General features: G+C 40.5%; 22 protein-coding genes. 4 read left to right on the top strand and 18 right to left on the bottom strand.

The features are described 5' to 3' along the window. Positions 1-16: 16 nt before the first annotated feature. The 7 genes from SYJ56_RS12685 to SYJ56_RS12655 all read right to left on the bottom strand — a co-directional run bounded on the left by SYJ56_RS12685 (position 17) and on the right by SYJ56_RS12655 (position 8330). Positions 17-2713 (bottom strand): BamA/OMP85 family outer membrane protein, encoded by a 2697-nt coding sequence (locus SYJ56_RS12685; protein WP_323834605.1) that lies wholly within the window; start codon positions 2711-2713, stop codon positions 17-19. Between the two features lie 7 nt (positions 2714-2720). Continuing rightward, positions 2721-3506: an isoprenyl transferase gene (locus SYJ56_RS12680; protein ID WP_323834686.1), complete on the bottom strand. Its 786-nt coding sequence runs from the start codon at positions 3504-3506 to the stop codon at positions 2721-2723. A gap of 35 nt (positions 3507-3541) precedes the next feature. After that, positions 3542-4291, bottom strand: a complete 750-nt coding sequence (porG, locus tag SYJ56_RS12675; protein WP_323834603.1) for a type IX secretion system protein PorG — start codon at positions 4289-4291, stop codon at positions 3542-3544. A gap of 104 nt (positions 4292-4395) precedes the next feature. After that, the gene (locus tag SYJ56_RS12670; protein WP_323834601.1) at positions 4396-5271 is read right to left on the bottom strand and encodes an NAD kinase; all 876 of its coding nucleotides are present in this window, start codon (positions 5269-5271) and stop codon (positions 4396-4398) included. A 3-nt stretch (positions 5272-5274) separates the two neighbouring features. Then, complete coding sequence (locus SYJ56_RS12665) at positions 5275-5940, bottom strand: CBS domain-containing protein (RefSeq protein ID WP_323834600.1); 666 nt, start codon at positions 5938-5940, stop codon at positions 5275-5277. 210 nt (positions 5941-6150) lie between these two features. Next, the gene (chrA, locus tag SYJ56_RS12660) at positions 6151-7350 is read right to left on the bottom strand and encodes a chromate efflux transporter (protein WP_323834598.1); all 1200 of its coding nucleotides are present in this window, start codon (positions 7348-7350) and stop codon (positions 6151-6153) included. 2 nt (positions 7351-7352) lie between these two features. Then, entirely contained in the window at positions 7353-8330 is a 978-nt protein-coding gene (locus SYJ56_RS12655; protein WP_323834597.1) for an isopenicillin N synthase family dioxygenase, read from the bottom strand. Between the two features lie 74 nt (positions 8331-8404). Between SYJ56_RS12655 and SYJ56_RS12650 the strand changes: the two genes are divergently transcribed. Continuing rightward, complete coding sequence (locus tag SYJ56_RS12650; protein ID WP_323834595.1) at positions 8405-9172, top strand: hypothetical protein; 768 nt, start codon at positions 8405-8407, stop codon at positions 9170-9172. A 39-nt stretch (positions 9173-9211) separates the two neighbouring features. After that, on the top strand, positions 9212-10486 hold the full coding sequence (serS, locus tag SYJ56_RS12645) for a serine--tRNA ligase (protein WP_323834593.1): 1275 nt from the start codon (positions 9212-9214) through the stop codon (positions 10484-10486). A gap of 279 nt (positions 10487-10765) precedes the next feature. Here the strand turns inward: serS and SYJ56_RS12640 are convergent, their stop codons facing one another. From SYJ56_RS12640 to SYJ56_RS12595, 10 genes are all read right to left on the bottom strand, one after another. Further along, positions 10766-11149, bottom strand: a complete 384-nt coding sequence (locus SYJ56_RS12640; protein WP_323834591.1) for a DUF3037 domain-containing protein — start codon at positions 11147-11149, stop codon at positions 10766-10768. Next, the gene (locus tag SYJ56_RS12635) at positions 11127-11921 is read right to left on the bottom strand and encodes a HipA family kinase (protein ID WP_323834588.1); all 795 of its coding nucleotides are present in this window, start codon (positions 11919-11921) and stop codon (positions 11127-11129) included. Before SYJ56_RS12635 ends, SYJ56_RS12640 begins: the two co-directional genes overlap by 23 nt. Positions 11922-12040: 119 nt before the next feature. After that, positions 12041-12922 (bottom strand): bestrophin family protein, encoded by an 882-nt coding sequence (locus tag SYJ56_RS12630; RefSeq protein WP_323834586.1) that lies wholly within the window; start codon positions 12920-12922, stop codon positions 12041-12043. Positions 12923-13110: 188 nt separating this feature from the next. Next, on the bottom strand, positions 13111-13716 hold the full coding sequence (coaE, locus tag SYJ56_RS12625) for a dephospho-CoA kinase (RefSeq protein WP_323834584.1): 606 nt from the start codon (positions 13714-13716) through the stop codon (positions 13111-13113). Beyond that, on the bottom strand, positions 13709-14671 hold the full coding sequence (locus SYJ56_RS12620; RefSeq protein WP_323834582.1) for a CdaR family protein: 963 nt from the start codon (positions 14669-14671) through the stop codon (positions 13709-13711). Before SYJ56_RS12620 ends, coaE begins: the two co-directional genes overlap by 8 nt. Positions 14672-14679: 8 nt before the next feature. Next, positions 14680-14997 carry a preprotein translocase subunit YajC gene (gene yajC, locus SYJ56_RS12615; protein WP_323834580.1) on the bottom strand — a complete coding sequence of 106 codons (318 nt, stop codon included), beginning with the start codon at positions 14995-14997 and terminating at the stop codon, positions 14680-14682. 2 nt (positions 14998-14999) lie between these two features. Then, positions 15000-15542 (bottom strand): DUF1573 domain-containing protein, encoded by a 543-nt coding sequence (locus SYJ56_RS12610; RefSeq protein ID WP_323834578.1) that lies wholly within the window; start codon positions 15540-15542, stop codon positions 15000-15002. A gap of 5 nt (positions 15543-15547) precedes the next feature. Next, on the bottom strand, positions 15548-15850 hold the full coding sequence (locus SYJ56_RS12605; protein WP_323834577.1) for a YtxH domain-containing protein: 303 nt from the start codon (positions 15848-15850) through the stop codon (positions 15548-15550). A 7-nt stretch (positions 15851-15857) separates the two neighbouring features. Further along, entirely contained in the window at positions 15858-17042 is a 1185-nt protein-coding gene (locus SYJ56_RS12600) for a transcription antitermination protein NusB (RefSeq protein WP_323834575.1), read from the bottom strand. Positions 17043-17157: 115 nt separating this feature from the next. Beyond that, a complete protein-coding gene (locus SYJ56_RS12595; RefSeq protein WP_323834573.1) occupies positions 17158-18258 on the bottom strand; it encodes a Glu/Leu/Phe/Val dehydrogenase dimerization domain-containing protein in 1101 nt (366 codons plus the stop codon). A 145-nt stretch (positions 18259-18403) separates the two neighbouring features. Between SYJ56_RS12595 and SYJ56_RS12590 the strand changes: the two genes are divergently transcribed. Together SYJ56_RS12590 and SYJ56_RS12585 are read left to right on the top strand one after the other, a co-directional pair. Beyond that, positions 18404-20194, top strand: a complete 1791-nt coding sequence (locus SYJ56_RS12590; protein WP_323834571.1) for an ABC transporter ATP-binding protein — start codon at positions 18404-18406, stop codon at positions 20192-20194. Between the two features lie 92 nt (positions 20195-20286). Next, positions 20287-20604, top strand: coding sequence for a hypothetical protein (locus tag SYJ56_RS12585; RefSeq protein WP_323834569.1), 318 nt, complete (start codon positions 20287-20289; stop codon positions 20602-20604). A gap of 62 nt (positions 20605-20666) precedes the next feature. On the opposite strand, the gene SYJ56_RS12580 is transcribed toward SYJ56_RS12585, so the two are convergent. Further along, positions 20667-22034, bottom strand: a complete 1368-nt coding sequence (locus tag SYJ56_RS12580) for a peptidylprolyl isomerase (protein ID WP_323834568.1) — start codon at positions 22032-22034, stop codon at positions 20667-20669. Positions 22035-22179 lie beyond the last annotated feature (145 nt).

Below are 22179 nucleotides of genomic sequence, written 5' to 3'. Positions count from 1 at the left end.
TGCTCTAAATGCATTCTTATCTTATTTGCTGACCTATGGTAAAGTGGAATTGTGAGCCGCTTCTCTTAAAAGCTCCTGGAGCTGTATCAAAACCGTAGCCCCAGTCAATACCCAAAAGACCAAATGCTGGCATAAAGATTCTAGCGCCCAAACCTGCTGATTTCTTCAGATCATATGGATTGAAATCTTTGTACGATCCCCAGTTGTTTCCTGCTTCTGCAAAACCCAACACAAAGATAGTTGCGGAAGGATTTGGAGAAATTAGGTATCTCACTTCCATGACATACTTATTATAAACTACCCCGCCATATGGTTCTGCGCCTACTTGACCTCTTGTCGATGCACCCGGTGTAAGGGATTGATTTTCATATCCACGTAAACCGATTATTTCCTGACCTAAGGCAAAGTTATTCATTGTCATACCATCACCTCCCAGCACATATCTCTCTAAGGGAATAATTCCCAACTTTGAGCCATAGGATCCCAGAAAGCCCATATGAGCCCTAGCGCTGGCTACCAATTTTGTTGAACCAAATAGTGGTGTATAGATCGATGCATCAAACATCCACTTATGGTATTCTAGCCATTTGTATTTTTCCTGATCTGTGGACTCATCATTAATATTCTTGTTTAATGAAGTATAAGGAGGAGTAAACGCTGTGGACAAAATAATATTAGAACCAAATCTTGGATAGGTTGGATTATCAAGGTTGTATCTGGCAATGGTTGTATTCCAAGTGAGACTATTAGAGGTTCCTGTAGGATAGCTTAGACCGAATGAAGTACCAAACTGATCAAACTCATAAATTTGGAACTGCAAGGAGTTACTGATACTAAAGTTATCATCCGGCCAGGTTACCCGCTTTGCCAGACCCATAGTCACACCAGTAATTTTGAAAAAGCCTAATTCAGCTCCAAAGTTAGCTTGATTGTAGAAATCTACCTGTCGCTGTACAGAGTGATTGAAGGAGAAGCTTAATGCATTTGGCTTTTTGCCACCAAACCATGGCTCTGTCAAGGATACGGAGTAGTTCTGGAAAGATCGACCGTTGGCCTGAACTCTAAGGGAAAGCTTCTGTCCATCACCTACAGGCAGTGGATCCCACTTGGAGAAGTCCTTGATGTTTTTGATCGAGAAGTTATTGAACGAAAGGCCAACTGTACCTACGAAACCATAGAATCCACCCCAACCACCGGAGAGCTCAATTTGATCATTTGGTCTTTCTTCTAGCTCAAACGTAATATCTACCGTCGCAGCTTCGAAATTTGGACGTAGATCCGGGTTGATTTTTTCAGGGTCAAAATAACCTAGTGTGGAAAGTTCACGAATCGTACGAACTAGGAGTTCTCTATTGAATTTTTGACCTGGAAGTATACGGATTTCGCGCATTACTACGTGATCGGATGTCCGCTCATTTCCTTTGATATTGACACTATTTACAGTTACTTGTGGTCCTTCAAAGATTCTCATCTCGAGATCAATGGAATCACCTGCGACATTTACTTCTACTGGTTTTATATCGAAGAATAGGTAGCCGTCATTTTGGTAAAGGGAACTAACATCATCCCCTTTAGCAGGGTCATAATTGAGTCGCTTATCTAGTTGTTCCTTATCGTATACATCACCTCTCTGTATGCCCAGCTTAGCTAATAAGACCTGGTCAGGGTGAATGAAGTTCCCGTTAAAGCTAATGTTTCTATAATAGTACTTTCGACCTTCCTCCAGGGCAATATCAATGTTGATTTTATCCTGCCCAAAGTTATAAACGGAATCGGCAACGATTTTGGCATCGCGATAGCCTCTGCTCTGGTAGAAGTTGATCACATTGTCCTTGTCATTTCGGTATTCCTTAGGAATATACTTTGAACCGTTGAAGAAATTTAGTTTGAAGTTTTTATTGATATAATCTTTTACCTCTTCATTGGACACTGAGTCCGTGTATAGAATGGTATTCTTAACGTCTGTAGCAGTTGCATCGGTCAATCGGGAATAACCATCTTTGAAAATGCTTACCCTTGCATGTTCCTTAGTCTTCTTAAGCTTCTTTTTTAGCTTAGAATCATTGACTTCCTCATTGCCATAGAATTCGATGGCATTGATTCTGACTTTTGCATTTTGCTCTACGTCGAATATCAATTTCACAGAATTGGGTAGGGTAGTATCTCTTTCCTGCCTAATTTTTACATCAGCATTCATGAACCCTTTATCCAAGTAATATTTCTCAATATTTCTTTTGGCATTATTTAGCACATCGTCTCTTACTACACGTCCCCGGATATTTACTTTGTCTCGAAGTTCACTTTCCTGAGTTTTATTCATTCCAGTGAATTCCACTCGTGAGAATCTAGGTCTCTCAGTCAAATCCAGGAGTAGCGAAATATCTTCACCTTCTATTTTTGTCACCAAGATTTTCACATCTCCGATGATCCCTTGTCCCCATAGCTTTTTCAAAGCATTAGAGATAGCATCTCCCGGTACCTCGATTTTATCATCTACTTTCAATCCAGATAAGGAAAGAATGGCGATTTCATCCAAGGTGGTAAGGCCCACAGCTTTTATTTCTGCGATTCTAAAGGTTTGGGGCTTAGTGTAATTCAGCTCCAAAATATCGATTGGCTTGCTTGTGGCATAGCGACTTTGGCCCAAACGTATTTGCGCCATTGCTGAACTTGCCCAAACCAGACAAAACAGAATCAGTAAACTTTTTTTCATTAATTACTTAAGATTTAACTTGCTCACCCGTTTTGCCAAATCTCCTTTCCCGTGATTGGTAGTCGGAAACTGCAGCAAAGAGGTGCTCTCTTCTAAAATCCGGCCATAGTACAGGAGTGAAATACATCTCCGTATAGGCCAATTGCCAAAGTAGAAAATTGCTAATTCGGTATTCACCGCTAGTTCTGACCAATAATTCTGGATCAGGGTAGTCGGCTGTTGCCAAATGTTCGGCCATCACTTTCTCTGTAATGTCCTCCACTTTCAATTTTCCTTCTGAGACTTTTTGAGCAATGTGCTTCGCTGCGTGAGTGAGCTCCCAGTGACCGCTATAGCTTAACGCCAAGATCACTTTGAGTCCGGTATTTTTAGAGGTAATTTCCTTCACTCTCATCAGTGTTTTATATGCTGAGGGTGGCAGGCTTTCTACATCTCCAATACTTTCTAGTTTGAAGTTGCCATTCATCAGCATAGGAATCTCATCAGAAATGGTCTTCACCAGAAGTTCCATTAGCCCATCAACTTCAGCTTTTGGCCTAGACCAATTCTCCGTTGAGAATGAGAATAAAGTCAGGTACTTAACCCCGAGACTGTCTGCGCCTTCTATCGCCTCCCTGACTGCCTTAGTACCATTTTTATGCCCAAATATTCGCATGGCCCCCTTTTTCATGGCCCAGCGTCCATTACCGTCCATGATAATAGCAATATGCTTTGGGATGTTGATATTGTCAGATTCTTCCTTCATTCCAGCCGTCTCCGGTTCCTTACTTTTTTGGAGGTTCAAAAATGCCATTTCTTTTCCGAATATTTGCCCTAAGGCTCGATTTATTAATATGCGTAGCATCTGGTAGTCGTAATAGTATAGCTAATTGTTACTCCTAAGAAGTAGTACCAATCCTTGTCATAAGCATTGCCAAAATTAATCCCATAAGGGCCTTCAGGGTTGTTAGGATCCTGAAATCTCGGAATTGTTGGCTCTGTACTATCTATTTTGTCTAAGTAGTCTGTTAAAGTCGGTCGAAAGCCTAATTCACCTGCTAAAGTCCAGCGATTATTTAGCTGATACTTGATACCTCCGCCAAATGGGATTACTACCGTACCGACATTATACTTGGTTGAAATGTTAAAGGCATAGGTATTGCCCTTTGCAAAAGCGTAGGTATACCCTATTCCAAAGAAGGCGTAAGGTGAAAAGCGGAACCCTGAATTGGGAGTAAGGTAGTCAAGGAAATTAAATTCCATAACTGCCGAAGCCTCCAATATTCCAGCTCTAAACCTACCATCTCTGACTTCTGCCAAACGATCTATTGGTTTGATACTATCTGCTGCATTTAGAAGTGCCGCAGTTGCAGCAACTCGCAATGACCACACATTGTCAAAATTTCTCCTGCCAAACAACGTGCCTTGAGGTCCTAATTGACCCGGGTCTATTTTCCGAATGATATCACCACTATATGCAGCAACACCCAATCCGCCTCCTATTTCGTAATTCTGAGCTTGAGTTTTTTGGTTAAAACCGAAAAAAAACAGCAGAAATACGACTAAGTAACTGATAATCTGAAAATTGACCTTTTTCAAGACGGTGCAAGATATGAAGTACCTAACGTTTAAAAAACGCATCTCAGTATTTAGCGGGTTAATAATTGTTAAGCTCAAATTGGCTAAGTCTTAAGGATACTTATTCAGTTTCTCATGTCAAAACCCCAATTAAGCTTTTGTCTTAGTGTATCAAAGAAATGATAATGAGGCAACTTTACCAATTTTGCTGAAAAGTTTTCCTTCTTCACACTTAGCTTCACTTCCGAGGAAATTGAGGTAGATCGAGAGTCCAAAGATATTAAGAATTTCTCTGCCCGTCCCTCTATTTCAAAACTGATCTCACTTTCATCTGAAACAATTATTGGTCGGACATTCAAGTTGTGGGGACTTACAGGGGTGATTACCAGGTTTTTTGCCTCTGGTGAAATGAGGGGGCCGCCACAACTTAATGAGTAGCCTGTAGAGCCGGTAGGGGTAGAGACGATTAAACCATCAGCCCAATAGCTGTTTAAATACTTCCCGTCTATGTACGTATGTACCGTAATCATCGATGAGGTATCACGCTTGTGAATGGTGAATTCGTTTAAACCGAAATTTAAGCCATTGAATAACTTTCGATGGCTTTGTACTGATATCAGGGTTCTTGTTTCTAGCTGATAATTATCTGTAGCCAAGTCTGCAATGGCATCAGAAATCTTTTCTTTTGCTACCGTAGCTAGAAAGCCAAGCCTTCCTGTATTGAGGCCTAAAATTGGGACTTCGAGCTCACCCACTTGGCAGACAGCATCCAGTAAGGTGCCATCTCCTCCTATGGAAATGACAACATCCATAGCCGCCATATCCTCTCTACTTTCCAATACCCAATAATTTAACGCCTTGTTGCCATGCATACGCAATTGCCGATCAAATTGCTCAGTAGCAAATATTTCGAAATGATGCTTAGTAAGTTCGTTGAAAAGTGACTGAACGTCTGAAAACAGTTCTGCTTTCAGAGCTAAGCCATGAAGGGCGACTTTCATGTCCTAAATATCTAAAAATCTTAGCAAGTTACCGATTCTATCTTCTTCGCTGCTCACTCCGGATTCTTCCTGATAGTGGTCTATGATTTTATATCCGAATCGCTCCAGCGTAGCTTTAATGTGTCTAAGCTCAGTTTGGTCGAGTTTCAATGTGAGTTTGATCTTATTGTCATCCAGCGGATCAGTTGTGATAAAAGAGCTGAGGATTTTTGTGTTTTCAGATTCTACAATTCTAGAAATCTCCGCTAAACTATAATCAGTCATGGCCATAGATAGAATTACTACACTGCCATGCGATTTTATCGAAAGGCTATCAGCAAAAGCAGATATAGAATCCTCCAGAGTTACTATTCCTAGGTAATTTAATTCTCTGTCTAAAACCGCAACTATATTCGAATTTTGCTCCGAACTAACGCGTAGCACATCATAAATATGCTTATCCGAAAACACCCAGCAGGCAGGATTGGCCGGTTCTATATCGGCAATCAAGGTTTCTGGATTATTTACTTCAAAAATCCTTTCCTCTTTTATAAGACCTAAAAAAAAGCCCTTATCAATAATTGGAAGTACGTCAGTTCTGATTTCTTCCATCCATGCCAAAGCCATTCCCGTTTTGTCGGAAAGCTTTAGTGGTGGGATCAGATTATTGATGTATTCGTAGGCGTGCATAGAAGAAAGATAGGGAATTTAGATTATAAAACGTGACAACGCCTATTCTTGTTCCTGTAGAAGGGAATAGGTAGCAATTTCATGTGTTTACAATTGTTTTTTAAAAGGCCACATAGCCTGTCCCGTCCGCCGCGGCGGATCGGGAGAATCTCGCAAGGCTGATAATCATCTCTCTGTGTGACGATTGAGTCATGCTCGATTTCATCAGTTTTAAAGGAAGAAATTATTATAAATAATGCCTAGCACTACCCCGCCGGCAATGATTAGGGGCGATGAGATTTTTGTAAACTGAAGTAACACATAAGTGGCTAGAATAAATAAAATATTCAGACCATTTGCCTCAAGTGGTTCAAAAAGCAAGTAGGCTGCAGCGATCAGCATTCCACATGATACCGCATTAATTCCTTCTAAAGCAGCCCTTACAGGTCGGTATTTTTTCAACTGATCCCAAAATCTGATTACAAAGAAAATGAGAAAAATTCCAGGAAGGAAAATTCCTGCAGCGGCTATAATTCCTCCCACAAAAAAACCTACTGTACCGAATTCTCTCATAGAAAGAGCTCCTACATAAGAAGAAATGCTGAAAGTAGGTCCAGGGATTCCTTGCGAAATAGCATATCCAGTAAGGAATTCTTCTGAACTCAGGAAGTGCTTGAAGTCAACAAACTCAGTATATAAATAGGGAACAAGGACTTGGCCTCCACCGAAGATCAAACTTCCGTTCCGATAGAAGTTCTCGAAAAGGATGATAGGTTGGTATTTAGTGATCGCCCCCAATACTGCTGCTAAGACGAGCACTCCACCCCAAAGATAAAAGTTGGCCCATTCGATTTTCAAGGGTTCATCTTTTTTCAGTTTAGGTTGTTGCTTGTATTTGATAGAAGTGCTTAAGCCTCCAATCATAAGAAGGACAGGGAAGATATAAGGGGAACTATAGAAAAATGAAACAAATGCCGAAATCAATACAAGAACCATTGCCTCGGTGGTTTTAATTGTCTTCCCAATTATTTTTTGCGCGGCAAAAATGATAAAACCAATTGCCATTGGCTGAATAAATCGTGCAAAATTCAACGCTCCAGGAGTGTTTTCCTGAAGAAAATAAATGAGCATGGCCGCAAAAATCATGAGCAATGTGGCGGGTAAAATCCATACGAGTAGCGCGAGATAAGCTAAATTGGGACCTCCCGCCCGGTAGGCAATTGCACAGACTAGCTGAGTGGAAGATGGGCCTGGAAGCATATTGCATAGCGCATTGAGCTCCCAGAGCTCATCTTCCTGAATGTATGCTTTCCTCTTGACCACACGCTCCAGCAACATCGCAAGAAAAGCCTGCGGTCCACCAAATGCAGTAAGAGAAAGAGCTAGTATGTCTTTCAAAAATAAGTAATATCGGACTTGCTTTACCGACATCCCTATTTTCTCAGCCCAAGTTCACGAAGCCGTTCCTCCAAAAATTCACCTGCAGTTGCGTCTTCAAATTGTTTTGGATGGTAGACATCTACACAGCTGTCAAGACAGGTCAAATCCATTTCTGATCTGGGGTGCATAAAGAATGGGATAGAGTATCTGCTGGTGTTCATCTTCTCCCTTGGTGGATTGACCACCCGGTGAATAGTAGACTTCAATTTCTTATTCGTCAATCTCTCCAGCATATCACCTACGTTCACTACCAATTGGTCAGGTAGTGCCGTGATAGGAATCCATTTTCCATCCCTTCTTAACACTTGAAGTCCGTCTGCACTTGCTCCCATCAATAGTGTGATCAAATTGATATCTCCATGCTCCGCAGCCCTTACTGCATCAGCAGGTACTTCATCGGGATTTTCTATTGGGAAATAGTGGATTTGTCTCAAAATGGAATTTCCATAGGCTACTTTATCTTCAAAATAATTTTCATTCAGATCCAAAGAAAGTGCGATGGCCTTAAGCATGGATTTCCCGGCACTTTCAAGAGTGCGGTAGGCTTCATTGGCATCGTTTTGAAACTCAGGTAGCTCCGAAGGCCAGATGTTTGGAGGATATTCGGATTTGATGGGATCAGTATCAGGGATTCGGCTGAGTTCTTGCCCTACATGATAAAATTCCTTTAGATCACCTGTATTTCTGCCTTTGGCATGTTCTTTTCCCTTACCTGTGTAGCCGCGTTGAAATCCGATTTCTGGTTTCTCATAGTTGGATTTAACCGTATCAGGAAGTTTGAAGAAGTCCTTTATTGAGCCGTATAGTCTATCTTGAAGGTCTTGTGACAAGCCATGGTTTTTAATAGCCACAAAGCCAATGTTTTGATAAGCTTCTCCAAGCTTCTGTACAAATGCTGCTTTTTGCGCTGGAGTGCCAGCCGTAAAATCAGCTAAATCTAAACTTGGGATTTCATCAAATAGAATGTCCATGTGGGGATGTATTATAGTTCAAGATCTAATTAATCTTTAAAATTAAATATCTTTAATCTCAATTTACATGCTGTATGAATAAAATCCTGACATTACTCTCATTGATTTGGCTTTTCTCAGCTTGTTCTTCCGAGAAAGAGAGAGTCAATGAGGAAATAGTAGATATGCCTTCTAGCCAAGATGCTCAACCGCCTTCCGCACCACAGGTAAAATTCTTTCAGTATGAAGATCAGGCAGCATATCCCGATGCCATCCTTGAATTATATACCCCGTTGGGAAATCAGATCTTCAAACCGGGGAAGGTTCCTTTTGAGTATAATGTAAAGAATTTTCCATTTGACCTAAACGCAACAAAAGAGTTTAAACTCTTTAATATCTTGAATGGCGGGGATCCGGTAGGATTTTATTCGCCGATATTTCAAAGAGACTTAGCAGAAGGCAGCTACCGAGTTGTGGCATATTTGGTTGATGAAGAAGGGTTAGCTTTGAAAAATTTTGGGAATTATGTGGATAGAGATTTTCAAGTTGGAAACTCTAGGCCGTTTCCTTATTCGGCTGAGCCTTATCTCGCCTTGAATTTTCCCCGCTCAGATCAAATGTATGAAGTTGGTAGCGAAGTGGTTATTGATTTTTTGGTCATTGGGGGGGATATGAAACTTGATGGGCTTAAAGTTGCTATTGCAGTAAATGACCTAAACTATGAAATTGATCATATGGCTCCTGTCAGAGTAGAAAATCTCCCCGCAGGTACTTATCAAGTGAAAGTTAGCTTGCTACGTACAGATGGAAAAGCGCTAGATGGGCCGTTTTCAAGTGTGAGTAAAGATATCATTGTTCGCTAACATGCTTATCTTTGGAGCTTCAATTTCAAAGACTTTAAGATGCTTTTAATTAATCATATTCGAGAAAACTACGCCGGTGTACTCGCCGGACTTCAAAAGAGAAATTTCCCAAATGCAGAAACTGTCCTAAATAAGACGGTGGAGCTGGATGAATTGAGAAAATCCACTCAGGCAGAGCGTGATCAAATACAAAGTGAATCCAATGCTATATCGAAGCAGATTGGAACATTGATGCGCGAGGGCAAAGCTGAAGAAGCAGTTCAAATCCGAGAAAAAACAGCAGAACTCAAACTTCAGATCAAGGATCTAGAAGATCAAAACTCCAAAGCTGAGGAGGAATTGAGGGCTTTGCTTTATACGATTCCAAATGTTCCCCATGCTTCTGTCCCAGCTGGTAAATCAGCAGAGGATAATGAGGTGGTGCTGGAGAATGGAATAATCCCAACACTACATGCTGATAAGCTTCCTCACTGGGATTTAATCAAGAAGTATGATATCATTGACTTTGATCTTGGGGTGAAAATCACAGGAGCGGGATTTCCTATTTATAAAGGGAAAGGAGCTAGACTACAGCGTGCGTTGATCAACTTCTTTTTAGACGAAGCGCTGGCACAAGGATATGAGGAGATTCAGCCACCGATCTTAGTCAATGAAGACTCCGGCTTGGGCACTGGCCAGCTGCCGGATAAGGAAGGTCAGATGTATTATGCAGATGCTGATAACTTGTACTTGATTCCGACAGGTGAGGTTCCAATCACGAATATTTATCGTGATGTGATTCTTTCTGAAAGTGATCTTCCTATAAAAAATGTGGGGCATTCTCCTTGCTTTCGAAGAGAAGCGGGAAGCTGGGGTGCTCATGTAAGAGGTCTCAACAGACTCCATCAGTTTGACAAGGTGGAGATCGTGCAGATCACACATCCTGATAAATCTTACGAAACACTGGAAAGTATGAGCAGCTACGTGCAAGGACTTTTGCAAAAGCTGGAATTGCCTTATCGTGTACTGAGACTTTGCGGAGGTGATATGGGTTTTACATCTGCTCTGACTTATGATATGGAAGTATTTTCTGCTGCTCAGGAGAGGTGGCTGGAAGTGAGCTCTGTTTCTAACTTTGAGACATACCAGTCTAATCGATTGAAGTTGCGTTTTAGAGGTGCAGATAAGAAAACTCAACTTGCACATTCATTGAATGGAAGTGCCCTGGCATTGCCTAGAATTGTTGCTTCTATTTTGGAGAATAACCAAACGGCAGATGGTATTAACATGCCTAAAGTGCTTCATCCTTATCTGGGCTTTGATAAGATTTCTTAGGAAAATAACACTTTTAGAAGAAGGTGTGGGGATCTGATCTCCACGCTTTTTATCTGCAAGTCGGTTTTAACACTAAAGCCTCCGTGAGTGTCTCACTCACGGAAAATGGGTAGTTGAAAAATAGGATTTTATACAAGGGTTTCTCTGGCAGTCTAAAGACTGCATTGAGAGAGGTCCAAGACTGGAGTCTTGAACCAAACAAGTTTGACCTTAGATTCCTGTTGGAACCATCCACAATTTACTACTTACCGCTTTTTATTTCTCACCTCGTATACGATATTACCCTACATTCTCTTGAAACAACCTTTCTAGCGTTTTTTCTAAATCATCCGCATAACCCGAGTGGGGTCTCGAAGTCTGGATTATAGAGCTTCTAACGGCCGTAAGCCATCTAAATCTTGAGGCTAAATCCATGGAAGCGATATTTCCTCCATTGACTGCACCACTGCATATTTTTTCAAATGAAGCCAGATTTAGTTGGATCATTTCCACATCAGCCAGAGGGTCTAGAGTCAGTAATTTTTTAGTGTCCAGATGTATCTTGCAAGCCAGAAAATCCCTTTTCCAATGACAGATAACCACTCCGACATTGATAAATTCCTCCCTTTCTACCCGTGGAACTACACGGATGATCGCGTACTCATATAAGTGCTGTTCTTGCATCTTGGGCTTCTTTTATGAATTGATCGGAATAAGAAAGGCGGAGATTGAGGAAATCTTGGTACACCTGTTTGATCTCAGCTATATGCTCAGAGTCACCTCCGGCAAGTAGCCACTCCTCTGGAATAGTATTTACAATTAGGTTGATTTTTTCAGACGTCAAAATCTTTTTGAATTCTTTATTTACAGTGTCTAGCTCTGAAGCTACTGGAAGAAGCACGTGGTTTTTAATTATTGGAAAAGGTCCCTCAGCATTTTTTTTCCAATTGACCCAGGCATGCTGAAATAAAAAGGAGGCACCATGATCAATAAGCCAAAGTTCTCGGTTCCATAGTAGCATATTTGTGTTTCTAAATGTCCGGTCAACGTTGGTGATCAACATATCCAGCCATACGATTTTGGAAGCAAGATAGGGATCAGTGCTCATGGCAACTGGATCATAATTAATCGCACTGGACAAGAAATGCAAAGCAAGGTTTAGTCCCTGGCTTCCTTTGAGCAAGTCCTGAATTTCCTCATCACCCTCGGATCTTCCAAATGCCGGATCCAAATTGGCAAAAACTAATTCCGGCACTTTCAATCCCAAGGCTCTTGCGATTTCTCCACCCAGCAATTCTGCAATAAGGGCTTTTTCCCGCTGACCAGCTCCACGGAACTTCAGAACATATTTGAATCCATCATCTGCATCGGCAAGGGCAGGCAAGGAGCCACCCTCACGTAGAGGCAAGATATAACGAGTCACGTTTACCGTGCGTAATATTAGTTTTTCACCCATTGGATTTTTATTTGAGACTTTTTTGCTTCCAAAGAAAAAATGTCTCAATGACAAGATTCCTCAATGAAATACCGAACAAAATTTCAGCAATCAAAATTGTAGTGTGTTTGAAAGACTAATCAGATCAGTTCTTCCACATGCTTTTGGATATTTTGTGACAATTTTCCCATCGGCAAGTCATTTGCGTCGTTGCCAAAAGGTTCTTCTATTTCCTCTGCAACTAATTCCAAACTGGCTAAGACGTAAAAAATGAAGGTCACGATAGGAGCCGCATAGTATCCGAGCGAGAAAACGTATCCTAGCGGAAGGGTAAGCACATAAGCCAAAATGAATTTTTTGATAAAGGAGCTGTAGGAATATGGGATTGGCGTATTCTTGATTCGTTCGCAAGCTCCACAAATATCAGTGAAGGAAACCAACTCTTGGTTCAAAATGATTAATTGATCTCCCGTGATTTTTTTTGATTTATAAAGGTCATTTACCTTGGCAAACATCAATTTTGCCACCTGATTTGGCACATGTTTTTCGGGGTCGATCTCAGGCTTTATTTCTTCATCTTTCTCATCATCCAGCATATACAGCGTCACAGTATTCTGTAAATGTTCTTTCAGGGTAAATGCATAAATAGGGATAGTCCTTCGGAAAAAGCGCCTACTGTCTTCATCATTATTGTCCAGAATCCCAGCTAGTTTGAGCGCCAGATTTCTGCTGATGTTGACCAATTGTCCCCAAAGCTTTCTTCCTTCCCACCATCTGTCGTAGGCTGTATTTGTTCGGAAAACTAATAGAAGGGAAATGACAAAACTAAGTAAGCTGTGCATGATCGGGATGTTCTGAACCCAGCTATTCTTCCCAATATTGAGGTAATCCATCTCCAGCCAAGCTATTCCTAAAGAGTAAATAAAAATTACGACCATGAATGGGCCAAGCTTGACTAGTGTGTCAGACTTTTGGACTAAAAATAGAATTTTAAACCAATCTTTAGGATTGTATCCTTTCATATGATTATAATTTGATTTTATTGGTCACACCTGACTGCTGTCAGGCAGGTGGAATCTCGCATGGAGGATAATCATCCCTCTCTGTGGCGCTTTCGTCATGCTCGATTTCATATGATAATTGAAGGGTGGATTTGTGCTGAAAGAAGAAAAATAAGAATTAAATGGCTTTTATCACAAATGATAAAAATCTAAGACCCAGAAATCAGTTGCTGGTGTATTTCCAAAACCTGTGGAATCAGGAGTTTATTGTCTGTATTCTTGATCACAAAATCAGCCAGTTCATTTTTCTGTTCGTCGGGAAGTTGCTGATTGATAATTTGGTTGATCTGCTCTTCGGAGCGAAAAGAATCCCGCATCAGTGTTCTAGCCACACGTACTTTTAGAGGAGAGCTAACATTTATTACAAAATCCAGTGTTTTGTTGCTTCCTGTCTCAAAGATCAAAGCTGCTTCTTTTAGTACATAGGGAGAGCTTTGGCCAGAGGCCCAAACCGTAAAATCCTTTCCAACGGCAGGATGAACAAGTGAGTTAATTAATTGGACTTTCTCAGGATTAGAGAAGACTGTTTTTGCTAGAAAACTTCGGTCTAGACTACCATCGGAAAGATAAGATTCAGACCCGAAAGCATCTTTAATTTGAGTCTTGAGTTCCTCATTGTTTCCCATCAGCCATTTGGCTCGATCATCAGCGTAATAAATGGGAATACCAAGTATAGAAAAAATCTTTGCCACAGTGGATTTTCCAGATCCGATTCCGCCGGTTATTCCTACTAAAACGGGATAGTGTTTACTCATATTTGAGTTTTAGGATTGCTGGTACTGCCACCACTTGTTCAAGGTAATCTGGCATTGGTTTCACTTGGACGGTAAGTGTGCTGTCTGCCTTATTCCTTTTGTAGTAATCCAGTACTGCTTCGAACTCTAGTTCTTTCAATTCAGCTGATTTCCGCTCATCTACCAAATAGGAAATCATAATCACAACATCTTCATCCACTAATGTGACTGATTTAGGGAAGTTTAATTTATTAATTTTTAGACGTTTGTTGCCTTCAAGAAATTCGACAATCCCCAGTTTTACACGGATTTTCTCCTCTTCAATAGTTACCTGATTACCCAAGTTTTCAGGTACAGCAAGGGTGATTTCTTTATCAATAGATTTATTTATTCGGTTTTCGTCTAGAAAAATAGGGAAAGTGGTGAGGCTATCAAGAGCTGAACTTGGGCCCGTGAGGGTAATGATTTCCGGACTAAATGTAACAGGTTCGATAATTCTAAAATTCTTGCCTAATGAAAAACTTGTCGAGTCAAGGACTGGCTTGACTTCAATGGTTGTAATTTGGTCAATATTAAACTTCAGTGAATCTTGAAGAACTGAAACCAGCTGTGTTGGAGAAAGAAATTCTCCAAGAGATCTTTTGAGATCCGCGGTAAGAATGTAGTTGTTTGAGGCAGGGTTGTTCAGCTCAATAGGATAAGAATCGCTGTTGAAATTAAAATACTTTCTGAGTAGATCCCAGCCATTTCCTGAAATTTCAATTTCCAGTGTTTTTGGGAGATCTGCCACAGCGACAAACTGGCTTTGATCGTAAATGAGGTCAATTGGGAAATCGACAACAGTATTGTAGTCGTCCTTATTGAGGGCGTTTAAAATCCAAAAAGTGGTAGCTGCTGTGATGCAGAGAACTACCACTTTTAGATTAGAGAGTTTTTTGGGAGAAATCCTTTTAGAGGATTTTTTGGTTTCCGGCAAAATTCAGTTTATTTTTTTATTTCTGTCTTCTTAGAGAAATCTAGGGAGATCGCAGATTTTTCCACTTTGACTTTAAGGCCTCTATCAAGTTCGAGTATCACGGCATCGCCTTCTACAGAACTTACTTTGCCATGAAGCCCACCTATAGTTACTACTTCATCCCCTTTTTTTATTTCTTCAATAAATTTCTTGCTTTCCTTTTGTTTCTTTTGCTGAGGTCTGATCATGAAGAAATACATAATCAAAATAATAGAACCGAAAAGGAATACTTGTCCTAATATACCACTACCACCTGCAGCAGCTTGAGCTAATATTGTAGAAATCATAATTATCGTTTAACCGGGCCTACTGGAGCGGCGGCGCCTGCAATTTTTGGAGTAACTGTGCCTTTCATTCTCAATCGGGTTACAGTTGGGTTGGTGTTTGCTTGGATACTTACTGTAGGAGCTTGTGCTCCTGACTTTGCAGCAGAGTTAAATACTACTTTCACATAACCTTCATCTCCTGATTTAATTGGAGCTTTTGACCAGTCAGGAGTAGTACATCCACAAGAAGCGGTAATGTTTGAGATTACCAATGGAGATTGACCATTATTTGTGAACTTAAAGACATGCTCTATCACTTGCCCCTCGTTGATTGCACCAAAGTCGTATTCCATTTCTTCAAACTCAAATGCACCCAATGTGGCAGGATCAGCAACTGAAGTAGCCTGTGCATTTACTGGAGTAATAGCAGTGTTATTTGTCTCTAGTTGTGCGATTTTATCTTCAAGTGCTTGGATCTTGGCATCTTGGTCACTCTTCTGGTTACATGAAGTTCCCAATGCAAGCATGACGGAAAATACCGCCATATTCATTACGTTGATTTTCATATCTATTAATTATTTCCTTGGTTGATTTGATCTATTAACTTATTGACGTCACTAAGCAGATTTTCTGCTTTGTTTTTTGCTTCCGAGATTACACGCTTACCTTCGGATTTTGCCTCATTGAGATGCATCTCTTTTCCATCTACTAAATCGTCAATCAACTCTTCCAACTCTTTCTTGTATTTAGAAAGTTTGAAAGTAAGTCGATCTCGGGTATTTGTTCCCGTATCTGGTGCAAATAGTACTCCAAGTGCTGCGCCCGCGCCTGCACCTATTAAGAATGCGATGAGTGAATTACTGCTCTTGCTCATAGTTATGTTATTTATTGTCCAATAGTCCTCTACCACTCTTACGGATTTCTCCACTATCGGTTAACTCTTTCGCCATCACATCCAGCAATCCATTTACAAATTGTTTGCTTTTAGGGGTGCTGTATGTCTTAGAAATGTCGATATACTCATTAATACTTACTTTGACTGGGATGCTGGGAAAATTTTTCATTTCCGCTATCGCCATCGAGATAATTACTTTATCGGTGAAAGCGAGTCTGTCAATATCCCAATTTTTAGTTTTTTGAGTGATAAGAGCTTTACTATTTATATCATTTTCAATGGTGAAGTTAAAGATATTTTGAAAAAACTCCTTATCCTCGTCCCAGTTCATGGCAATCTCCGGCATTTGGCTTTCATTTTCCTCATTAAGATTGGCCGCATTTTTTAATACCTTGGAAGCTAGGCTTCTAACTACTGATTTATCTTCAGTCCAGTTGAGGTCTTTTTCGGAGAAATAGTTTAAGATGACTTCATTTTTGAAAATGACTTTTTTCAGCAAATTATCTACTAAGTCAAAATCCTGCTCAATCGTTGGGCTCTCTAGTTGAAGATAAGCTTGATATTGCTCAGAAGGCTTAATGTAGTCTCGGAACCATTCTCTGATTTCAAGCTCTATATCATTCAAATTGACGTTATTTCTAGCTAATGCAGCTTTATATGAATCGGATTCACGCAGAGTAGCTAGCACTTGATTGGTTGGAAAGTTGAGCTCATTCCCAAAGCCAACCGGGTTATTTCCGGAGAATTTCTTCTTCTTTTCAATTTCTTTTTCTACATGCTTTGCAAATGCCTGCAAAAGCTCAATAGCCAATAAATATAACTGAGGAATGCGTTCGGCAGATACCACCATGTTCTTCAAGAGAAACTGGTGATCTTTTTCGTTTGCCTCATGAAACTTTTTCAGAGCATCCAAAACCACTTGCTTGATTTTTCTGCTTGCTTCACTTGATTTGAGCAAGTCTCTTGAAGTAAGGTTTTGATCAAAAAGCTTGATTGCTTCCTCTGCTTCTTTGTTAAGTGCAGTTTTATCTTGCACTTCCATACTGTTCAGATCCGGCATAAATGAGGCTCGGATAAAATCTTTCGACAGGTTGAGGTTGGAACCTTTGCACTGCTCGTATGCATATAGGTTTTGAAAAGCCTTTACTCTGAGTATTCTTCTGTTTAGCATGTCTTCGAAATGAGTTGCAAATATAGGTAATTTGAGGTGGCTATTACCTAGTGGGATGAGACAAAAAAACCACCGGAAGTCATTCCCGGTGGTTGTGGTAAGGATATTATGTTGCTTAGAAAGAAAGCTTCACTCTTCCAATAGCTTCAATTCTTGCTTTTGCTGTTTCAATAGCAGCTTGCTGTGCAGGGATGTTTTCTTTTTCTGATTTATTCAAAATACCCAAACAGGTATCGTAGATTCTCTCAGTTTGTTTGTAAACGGTATCTCTATTGTATCCACCGAAGTATTCCGCACCTACATTGATGACACCACCGGCATTGATAAGAAAGTCAGGTGCATACACAATTCCCTTTTCTACCAGAATTTGGCCATGCTTCGCCTCGTCTTTCAATTGGTTATTTGCACCACCAGCGATTACCGCACATTTCAGACGATCGATGGTCTGATCATTGATCGTAGCGCCGAGGGCGCATGGAGAGTAGATATCCATTTCCAAGTCGTAAATCACATTTGGATCTACTACTTGAGCTCCAGTAGCTTTGGCTACTGCCTGGAGTTTGTCTTCGAAAATATCTGTGATTAACACATTAGCTCCTTCTTTGACCAAATACTCTATCAAGTATTTGCCCACTTGACCTACGCCCTGAACTCCGATTCTTTTTCCTTCCAAAGAGTTTGAGCCAAAAGCTTTTTTTGCAGCAGCCTTCATGCCCATGTACACTCCATAGGCTGTGACCGGAGAAGGATCGCCGCCGCCGCCCTTAATCTCCGGAAGTCCAGTGACATGGCGAGTTTCTAAACCAATGAATTCCATGTCAGAAGTATTCATGTTTACGTCCTCTGCTGTCACATATCTGCCACCGAGACTCTGTACAAATCTTCCGAAACGTCTGAGGTAAGCTTCATTTTTTAATTTTGGATCGCCCAAAATCACTGCCTTGCCACCTCCGAGATTCAATCCGGCAAGGGCATTTTTGAAAGTCATCCCTCTGGAAAGACGAAGGACATCTGTAATAGCTTCCTCTTCAGAAGCATAAGGCCACATGCGGGTTCCGCCCAGTGCAGGGCCCAAGGTGGTGTTGTGAATTCCGATCAATGCCTTTAGGCCGGTTGCTTCATCGTGGCAGATCACCAATTGCTCGTGATCCATCTTGGTGATTTGGCCAAAGATTGAACCTTCACGTATTGTTTCGGTAGCTTTAATCTCTAACATGTGAACTTAGCTTTTTAGAATGTGTTATATTTGGGTACTCCTTGCGAAAATAGCCGATACAAAATTAAATACTTTTATTGGCCTTCAAAGGATTAATATACCCAGTTTTCCTATTCAATTTCCTACATTTTAAAATTTTTATTTGGTGAAACCACTTTGGCGACTCAATAAGTATTTATTCAAATACAAGGGCTTGATCCTTTTGGGGATACTTTTTACGGTGATTTCTAATATTTTCGTAATTATCCCAGCGCAACTTGTCAGACTTGCAATAGATTATGTGGTTGAAAGTTTTTCTATTTATCAGCCTTTAGCACAGGGTGGAATGGGAAATCAGGCACAGGATATTTTTCTAAAATTCGTTTTCGTCTTTGGAGTTTTGATCTTAGTTATGGCTTTGCTGAGAGGGATTTTCTTATTTTTCATCAGACAGACACTCATCATCATGTCCAGAAAAGTGGAGTATGATATGAAAAATGAGATCTACGATCACTACCAAAAATTACCTCTTAGCTTCTATAGGAAAAATAGTACTGGAGATTTGATGGCTAGGATCACAGAAGATGTAAGTCGTGTGCGTATGTACCTTGGCCCTGCAATCATGTATGGGTTGAATCTACTGATACTCTTTCCTCTGGTGATCACCTATATGATCACTGTCAATCCTATACTGACGCTTTATGCGCTTTTGCCACTGCCAGTCCTATCCTTGAGTATCTATTATGTGAATAATATGATCAATGAGCGATCCGAGAAGATTCAGCGCAGTCTGAGCGGGTTGAGCACATTTGTTCAGGAGGCTTTTTCGGGAATTCGCGTACTGAAGGCCTTCGTTAGAGAAAGTGATAGTGCTAATGATTTTGCTACCGCAAGTGATGATTACAAAGTGAAATCAATTCGATTGACCAAAGTCAATGCACTGTTTTTTCCAATCATAATGGCATTAGTGGGTATTTCTACCATCATTACGGTTTATGTTGGAGGATTACAGGTGATCAGTGGCGAAATTGGTTATGGGGTGATTGCTGAGTTTATTCTTTATGTAAATATGCTGACTTGGCCAGTTACTTCTTTAGGTTGGGTGACAAGTATTGTGCAGAGGGCATCAGCCTCTCAGACTCGGATTAATGAGTTCTTGGATGAAAAGAATGGCATTCTAAGCACAGATGAAATCAAGAGAGATATTCATGGTACAGTGGAATTGGAGAATGTGTCTTTTGTATATCCTGATTCTGGAATTAATGCGCTAAAAGATGTCAGCTTCCAAATCAAAGAAGGACAAACACTAGGAATCATCGGTACCACAGGATCAGGGAAATCTACAATTGCGAATCTATTGATGCGTTTGTATGACCCAAGCAGCGGCATAATCAAGATTGATGGCTATCCAATTGATTCGTTCTCTATCTCTGATCTTCGAAGACAAATAGGCTTTGTACCGCAGGATGTCTTTCTGTTTTCAGATAGTATCGGGAATAACATTGCTTTCGGAATAGAGGAATCGGATCCAAAGATTATTGAGCAGGCTGCGAAAGATGCTGATGTCTATCAGAACATCGTGGAATTCCCCAAAGGATTTGAAACCATGTTGGGCGAGCGGGGGATTACGCTCTCCGGAGGGCAGAAGCAGCGAGTATCTATTGCACGTGCGATAGCAAAGGAACCAAAAATTCTTATTTTGGATGATTGCCTTTCGGCGGTGGATACCAAGACGGAGAATGTGATCTTGACTGCGCTGAAGAAAATTATGCAAAATCGCACTTCCATCATTATTTCCCACCGGGTTTCCTCAGCCAAGCTAGCAGATCAGATCATCGTGCTGGATGATGGTAAAGTGATCGAACGAGGTAATCATAAGTCTTTAATGAAGCAAAAAGGAGTGTATGCTGAGCTTTACGAAAAACAAACTCAGGCTGGAGAATCTGTTGATAATTAGGGGTTTTCAATTCATATTCTTGTTCTGAAAAGAGTCATTCAAAAAAAAGTAATTAAATTGAGAAGTATCAGTTCATCTAACCACTTTTAGTCATGGAAGAAAAGAAATCCACTACTCAAGACATAGAAAAAGTACTTAAGGAAATTGGCGATAAAATCGAAGAACTTGTCAAAAAAGGATCTGAAGCGGGGTCTGAAGCGAAGGAAGACATCGAAAAAAAGATTAAAGACTTGAAAGAGAATAAAACTTCACTGGAGGCTGAGTTTAATAAAGGTAAGAAGATTTTAGAACGCGAATTCAAGGAACGAGCTGAAGATATTAAGCCGAAACTGAAGGAATCTAAAGGTTTGTTCAAAGAGGGATTGAAACAAATAGGATTAGCATTTAAGACACTATTTCGTAAGAAATAGGCAGCTAGGATTTTATACTTTGGTATAAAAAAATGCCCGAGGTTTTTCTCGGGCATTTTTTGTTATTTCTCTGCGAGTGCATTACATCGATCATAAGTCGGATCGAGATCAATGAAAATATCCTCTTTGGCTGTGATAAACCATTTGCTAAGAAGATCATCTTCTTTTTTACGGAGGGCCGCTGCTTTTAGCTTTTCGTAGTCATCCTCCATATTTGCCCGGTGAGCGGGGTATTTTGCCTTATAGTAGAGAATGCGAACTTTGGTACCCTCTCTAGGATCTTCAAATTGCATAGGCATCGTGATATCGCCTACTTGCATAGTATCTATCATAAAGAATAGAAGTGGATCTTCAAGAGTTCTTAAGGAAAGACGATTTGAATTGTTGGAAGGATCGGTGAAGAATCCGCCATTATCTGAGGTATTTCTATCATCAGAGAAGTCTTTAGCTGCTTTGGCAAAGTCCATTCTTCCCGCTTCGATTTCTGTTTTTAGACTATCAAGGTATCTCTCTGCTTTTGCTATATCGGCCTCGGTAGCTTTAGGGATTCTCAGGATATGTCTAGTATTGAATGATCCATCATCACGCCTTTCGAGTAATTGAATCAGATGGACACCAAATGCTGATTCTACTGGATCGCTCAATTCTCCGGGTTTCAAAGCTAATGCAGTTGATTCATATTCAGGCGCTAATTCACCTCTTCTGAAAAAGCCTAAATCGCCTCCTTGTGCTCCAGAGCCTGGATCTTCCGAATACTGCCTTGCAAGATCCGCAAATTCAGCCCTACCTTCTCCTATATCCTTTTTGAACTGATTTAACTGCTTAAAAATATCGTCTTTAGTCTGTGCATTTACTTCAGGTTTTACCACGATTTGACCTACTGTAGCTTCTGAAGTGAACAATGGAAGAGAATCGGTAGGGATACTTTTGAAAAACTCTCTAACATCATTTGGAGAAACAGTCAATCCTTCAGTGATCTGACTTCTCATGCGTTGTACGATTAGTTGTTCTTTGATCACATCTTCTATCTCTGCCTTGAGCTGATCAGAAGTTTTTCCATATGCTTGTACAAGCGTCTCTTCATCTCCGCCAAATTGCTGCATTACCATACTGAATCGTTGTTCTGTTTGGAGCATAACTTCTGCATCAGTGACGATTACCGAATCGACTTCAGCTTTGGCCACCATCAATTTATTGATCATCAAGGATTCAAAAACTTGACATCTTGTAGGAGCTACTTGTCCCTGTTGATTTTGAGATAAAGCTTCCATATATGCTTTCTGCACGTCTGACTCAAGCAAGATATAATTATCCACTTTAGCGACGATTTTATCAAGAACCTGACCCGTGGGTGGAGCTTCTTGTGCTAATGATGCAGTAATCAGCAAGCTGGCAATTAGAGTGAAGGTAAGTCGGTTTAACAATTTCATGTGTTTATATTTTTCTTTCAAAGGTCATCCCGATAGCTATCGGGAGGAATCTCGCAGGTTTTATAATTATCCCTCTGTGTGACGCTTGAGTCATGCTCGATTTCATGTGTGTTTTCCCGCCTATTGATATTTCGGTGGCGGTTTT

The organism is Algoriphagus aurantiacus (assembly GCF_035156405.1).
Taxonomy (GTDB): Bacteria; Bacteroidota; Bacteroidia; order Cytophagales; family Cyclobacteriaceae; genus Algoriphagus; species Algoriphagus aurantiacus.
Note: the sequence above shows the minus strand (reverse complement) of the source record. Positions and strands in the feature narration are given on the sequence as shown.

Coding starts and splice junctions, on each gene's coding strand:
- SYJ56_RS12685 (WP_323834605.1), bottom strand. CDS start 2,713: ATGAAAAAAAGTTTACTGATTCTGTTTTGTCTGGTTTGGGCAAGTTCA.
- SYJ56_RS12680 (WP_323834686.1), bottom strand. CDS start 3,506: ATGGCATTTTTGAACCTCCAAAAAAGTAAGGAACCGGAGACGGCTGGA.
- SYJ56_RS12670 (WP_323834601.1), bottom strand. CDS start 5,271: ATGAAAGTCGCCCTTCATGGCTTAGCTCTGAAAGCAGAACTGTTTTCA.
- SYJ56_RS12665 (WP_323834600.1), bottom strand. CDS start 5,940: ATGCACGCCTACGAATACATCAATAATCTGATCCCACCACTAAAGCTT.
- chrA (WP_323834598.1), bottom strand. CDS start 7,350: ATGTCGGTAAAGCAAGTCCGATATTACTTATTTTTGAAAGACATACTA.
- SYJ56_RS12655 (WP_323834597.1), bottom strand. CDS start 8,330: ATGGACATTCTATTTGATGAAATCCCAAGTTTAGATTTAGCTGATTTT.
- SYJ56_RS12650 (WP_323834595.1), top strand. CDS start 8,405: ATGAATAAAATCCTGACATTACTCTCATTGATTTGGCTTTTCTCAGCT.
- serS (WP_323834593.1), top strand. CDS start 9,212: ATGCTTTTAATTAATCATATTCGAGAAAACTACGCCGGTGTACTCGCC.
- SYJ56_RS12640 (WP_323834591.1), bottom strand. CDS start 11,149: ATGCAAGAACAGCACTTATATGAGTACGCGATCATCCGTGTAGTTCCA.
- SYJ56_RS12635 (WP_323834588.1), bottom strand. CDS start 11,921: ATGGGTGAAAAACTAATATTACGCACGGTAAACGTGACTCGTTATATC.
- SYJ56_RS12630 (WP_323834586.1), bottom strand. CDS start 12,922: ATGAAAGGATACAATCCTAAAGATTGGTTTAAAATTCTATTTTTAGTC.
- coaE (WP_323834584.1), bottom strand. CDS start 13,716: ATGAGTAAACACTATCCCGTTTTAGTAGGAATAACCGGCGGAATCGGA.
- yajC (WP_323834580.1), bottom strand. CDS start 14,997: ATGATTTCTACAATATTAGCTCAAGCTGCTGCAGGTGGTAGTGGTATA.
- SYJ56_RS12610 (WP_323834578.1), bottom strand. CDS start 15,542: ATGAAAATCAACGTAATGAATATGGCGGTATTTTCCGTCATGCTTGCA.
- SYJ56_RS12605 (WP_323834577.1), bottom strand. CDS start 15,850: ATGAGCAAGAGCAGTAATTCACTCATCGCATTCTTAATAGGTGCAGGC.
- SYJ56_RS12600 (WP_323834575.1), bottom strand. CDS start 17,042: ATGCTAAACAGAAGAATACTCAGAGTAAAGGCTTTTCAAAACCTATAT.
- SYJ56_RS12595 (WP_323834573.1), bottom strand. CDS start 18,258: ATGTTAGAGATTAAAGCTACCGAAACAATACGTGAAGGTTCAATCTTT.
- SYJ56_RS12585 (WP_323834569.1), top strand. CDS start 20,287: ATGGAAGAAAAGAAATCCACTACTCAAGACATAGAAAAAGTACTTAAG.
- SYJ56_RS12580 (WP_323834568.1), bottom strand. CDS start 22,034: ATGAAATTGTTAAACCGACTTACCTTCACTCTAATTGCCAGCTTGCTG.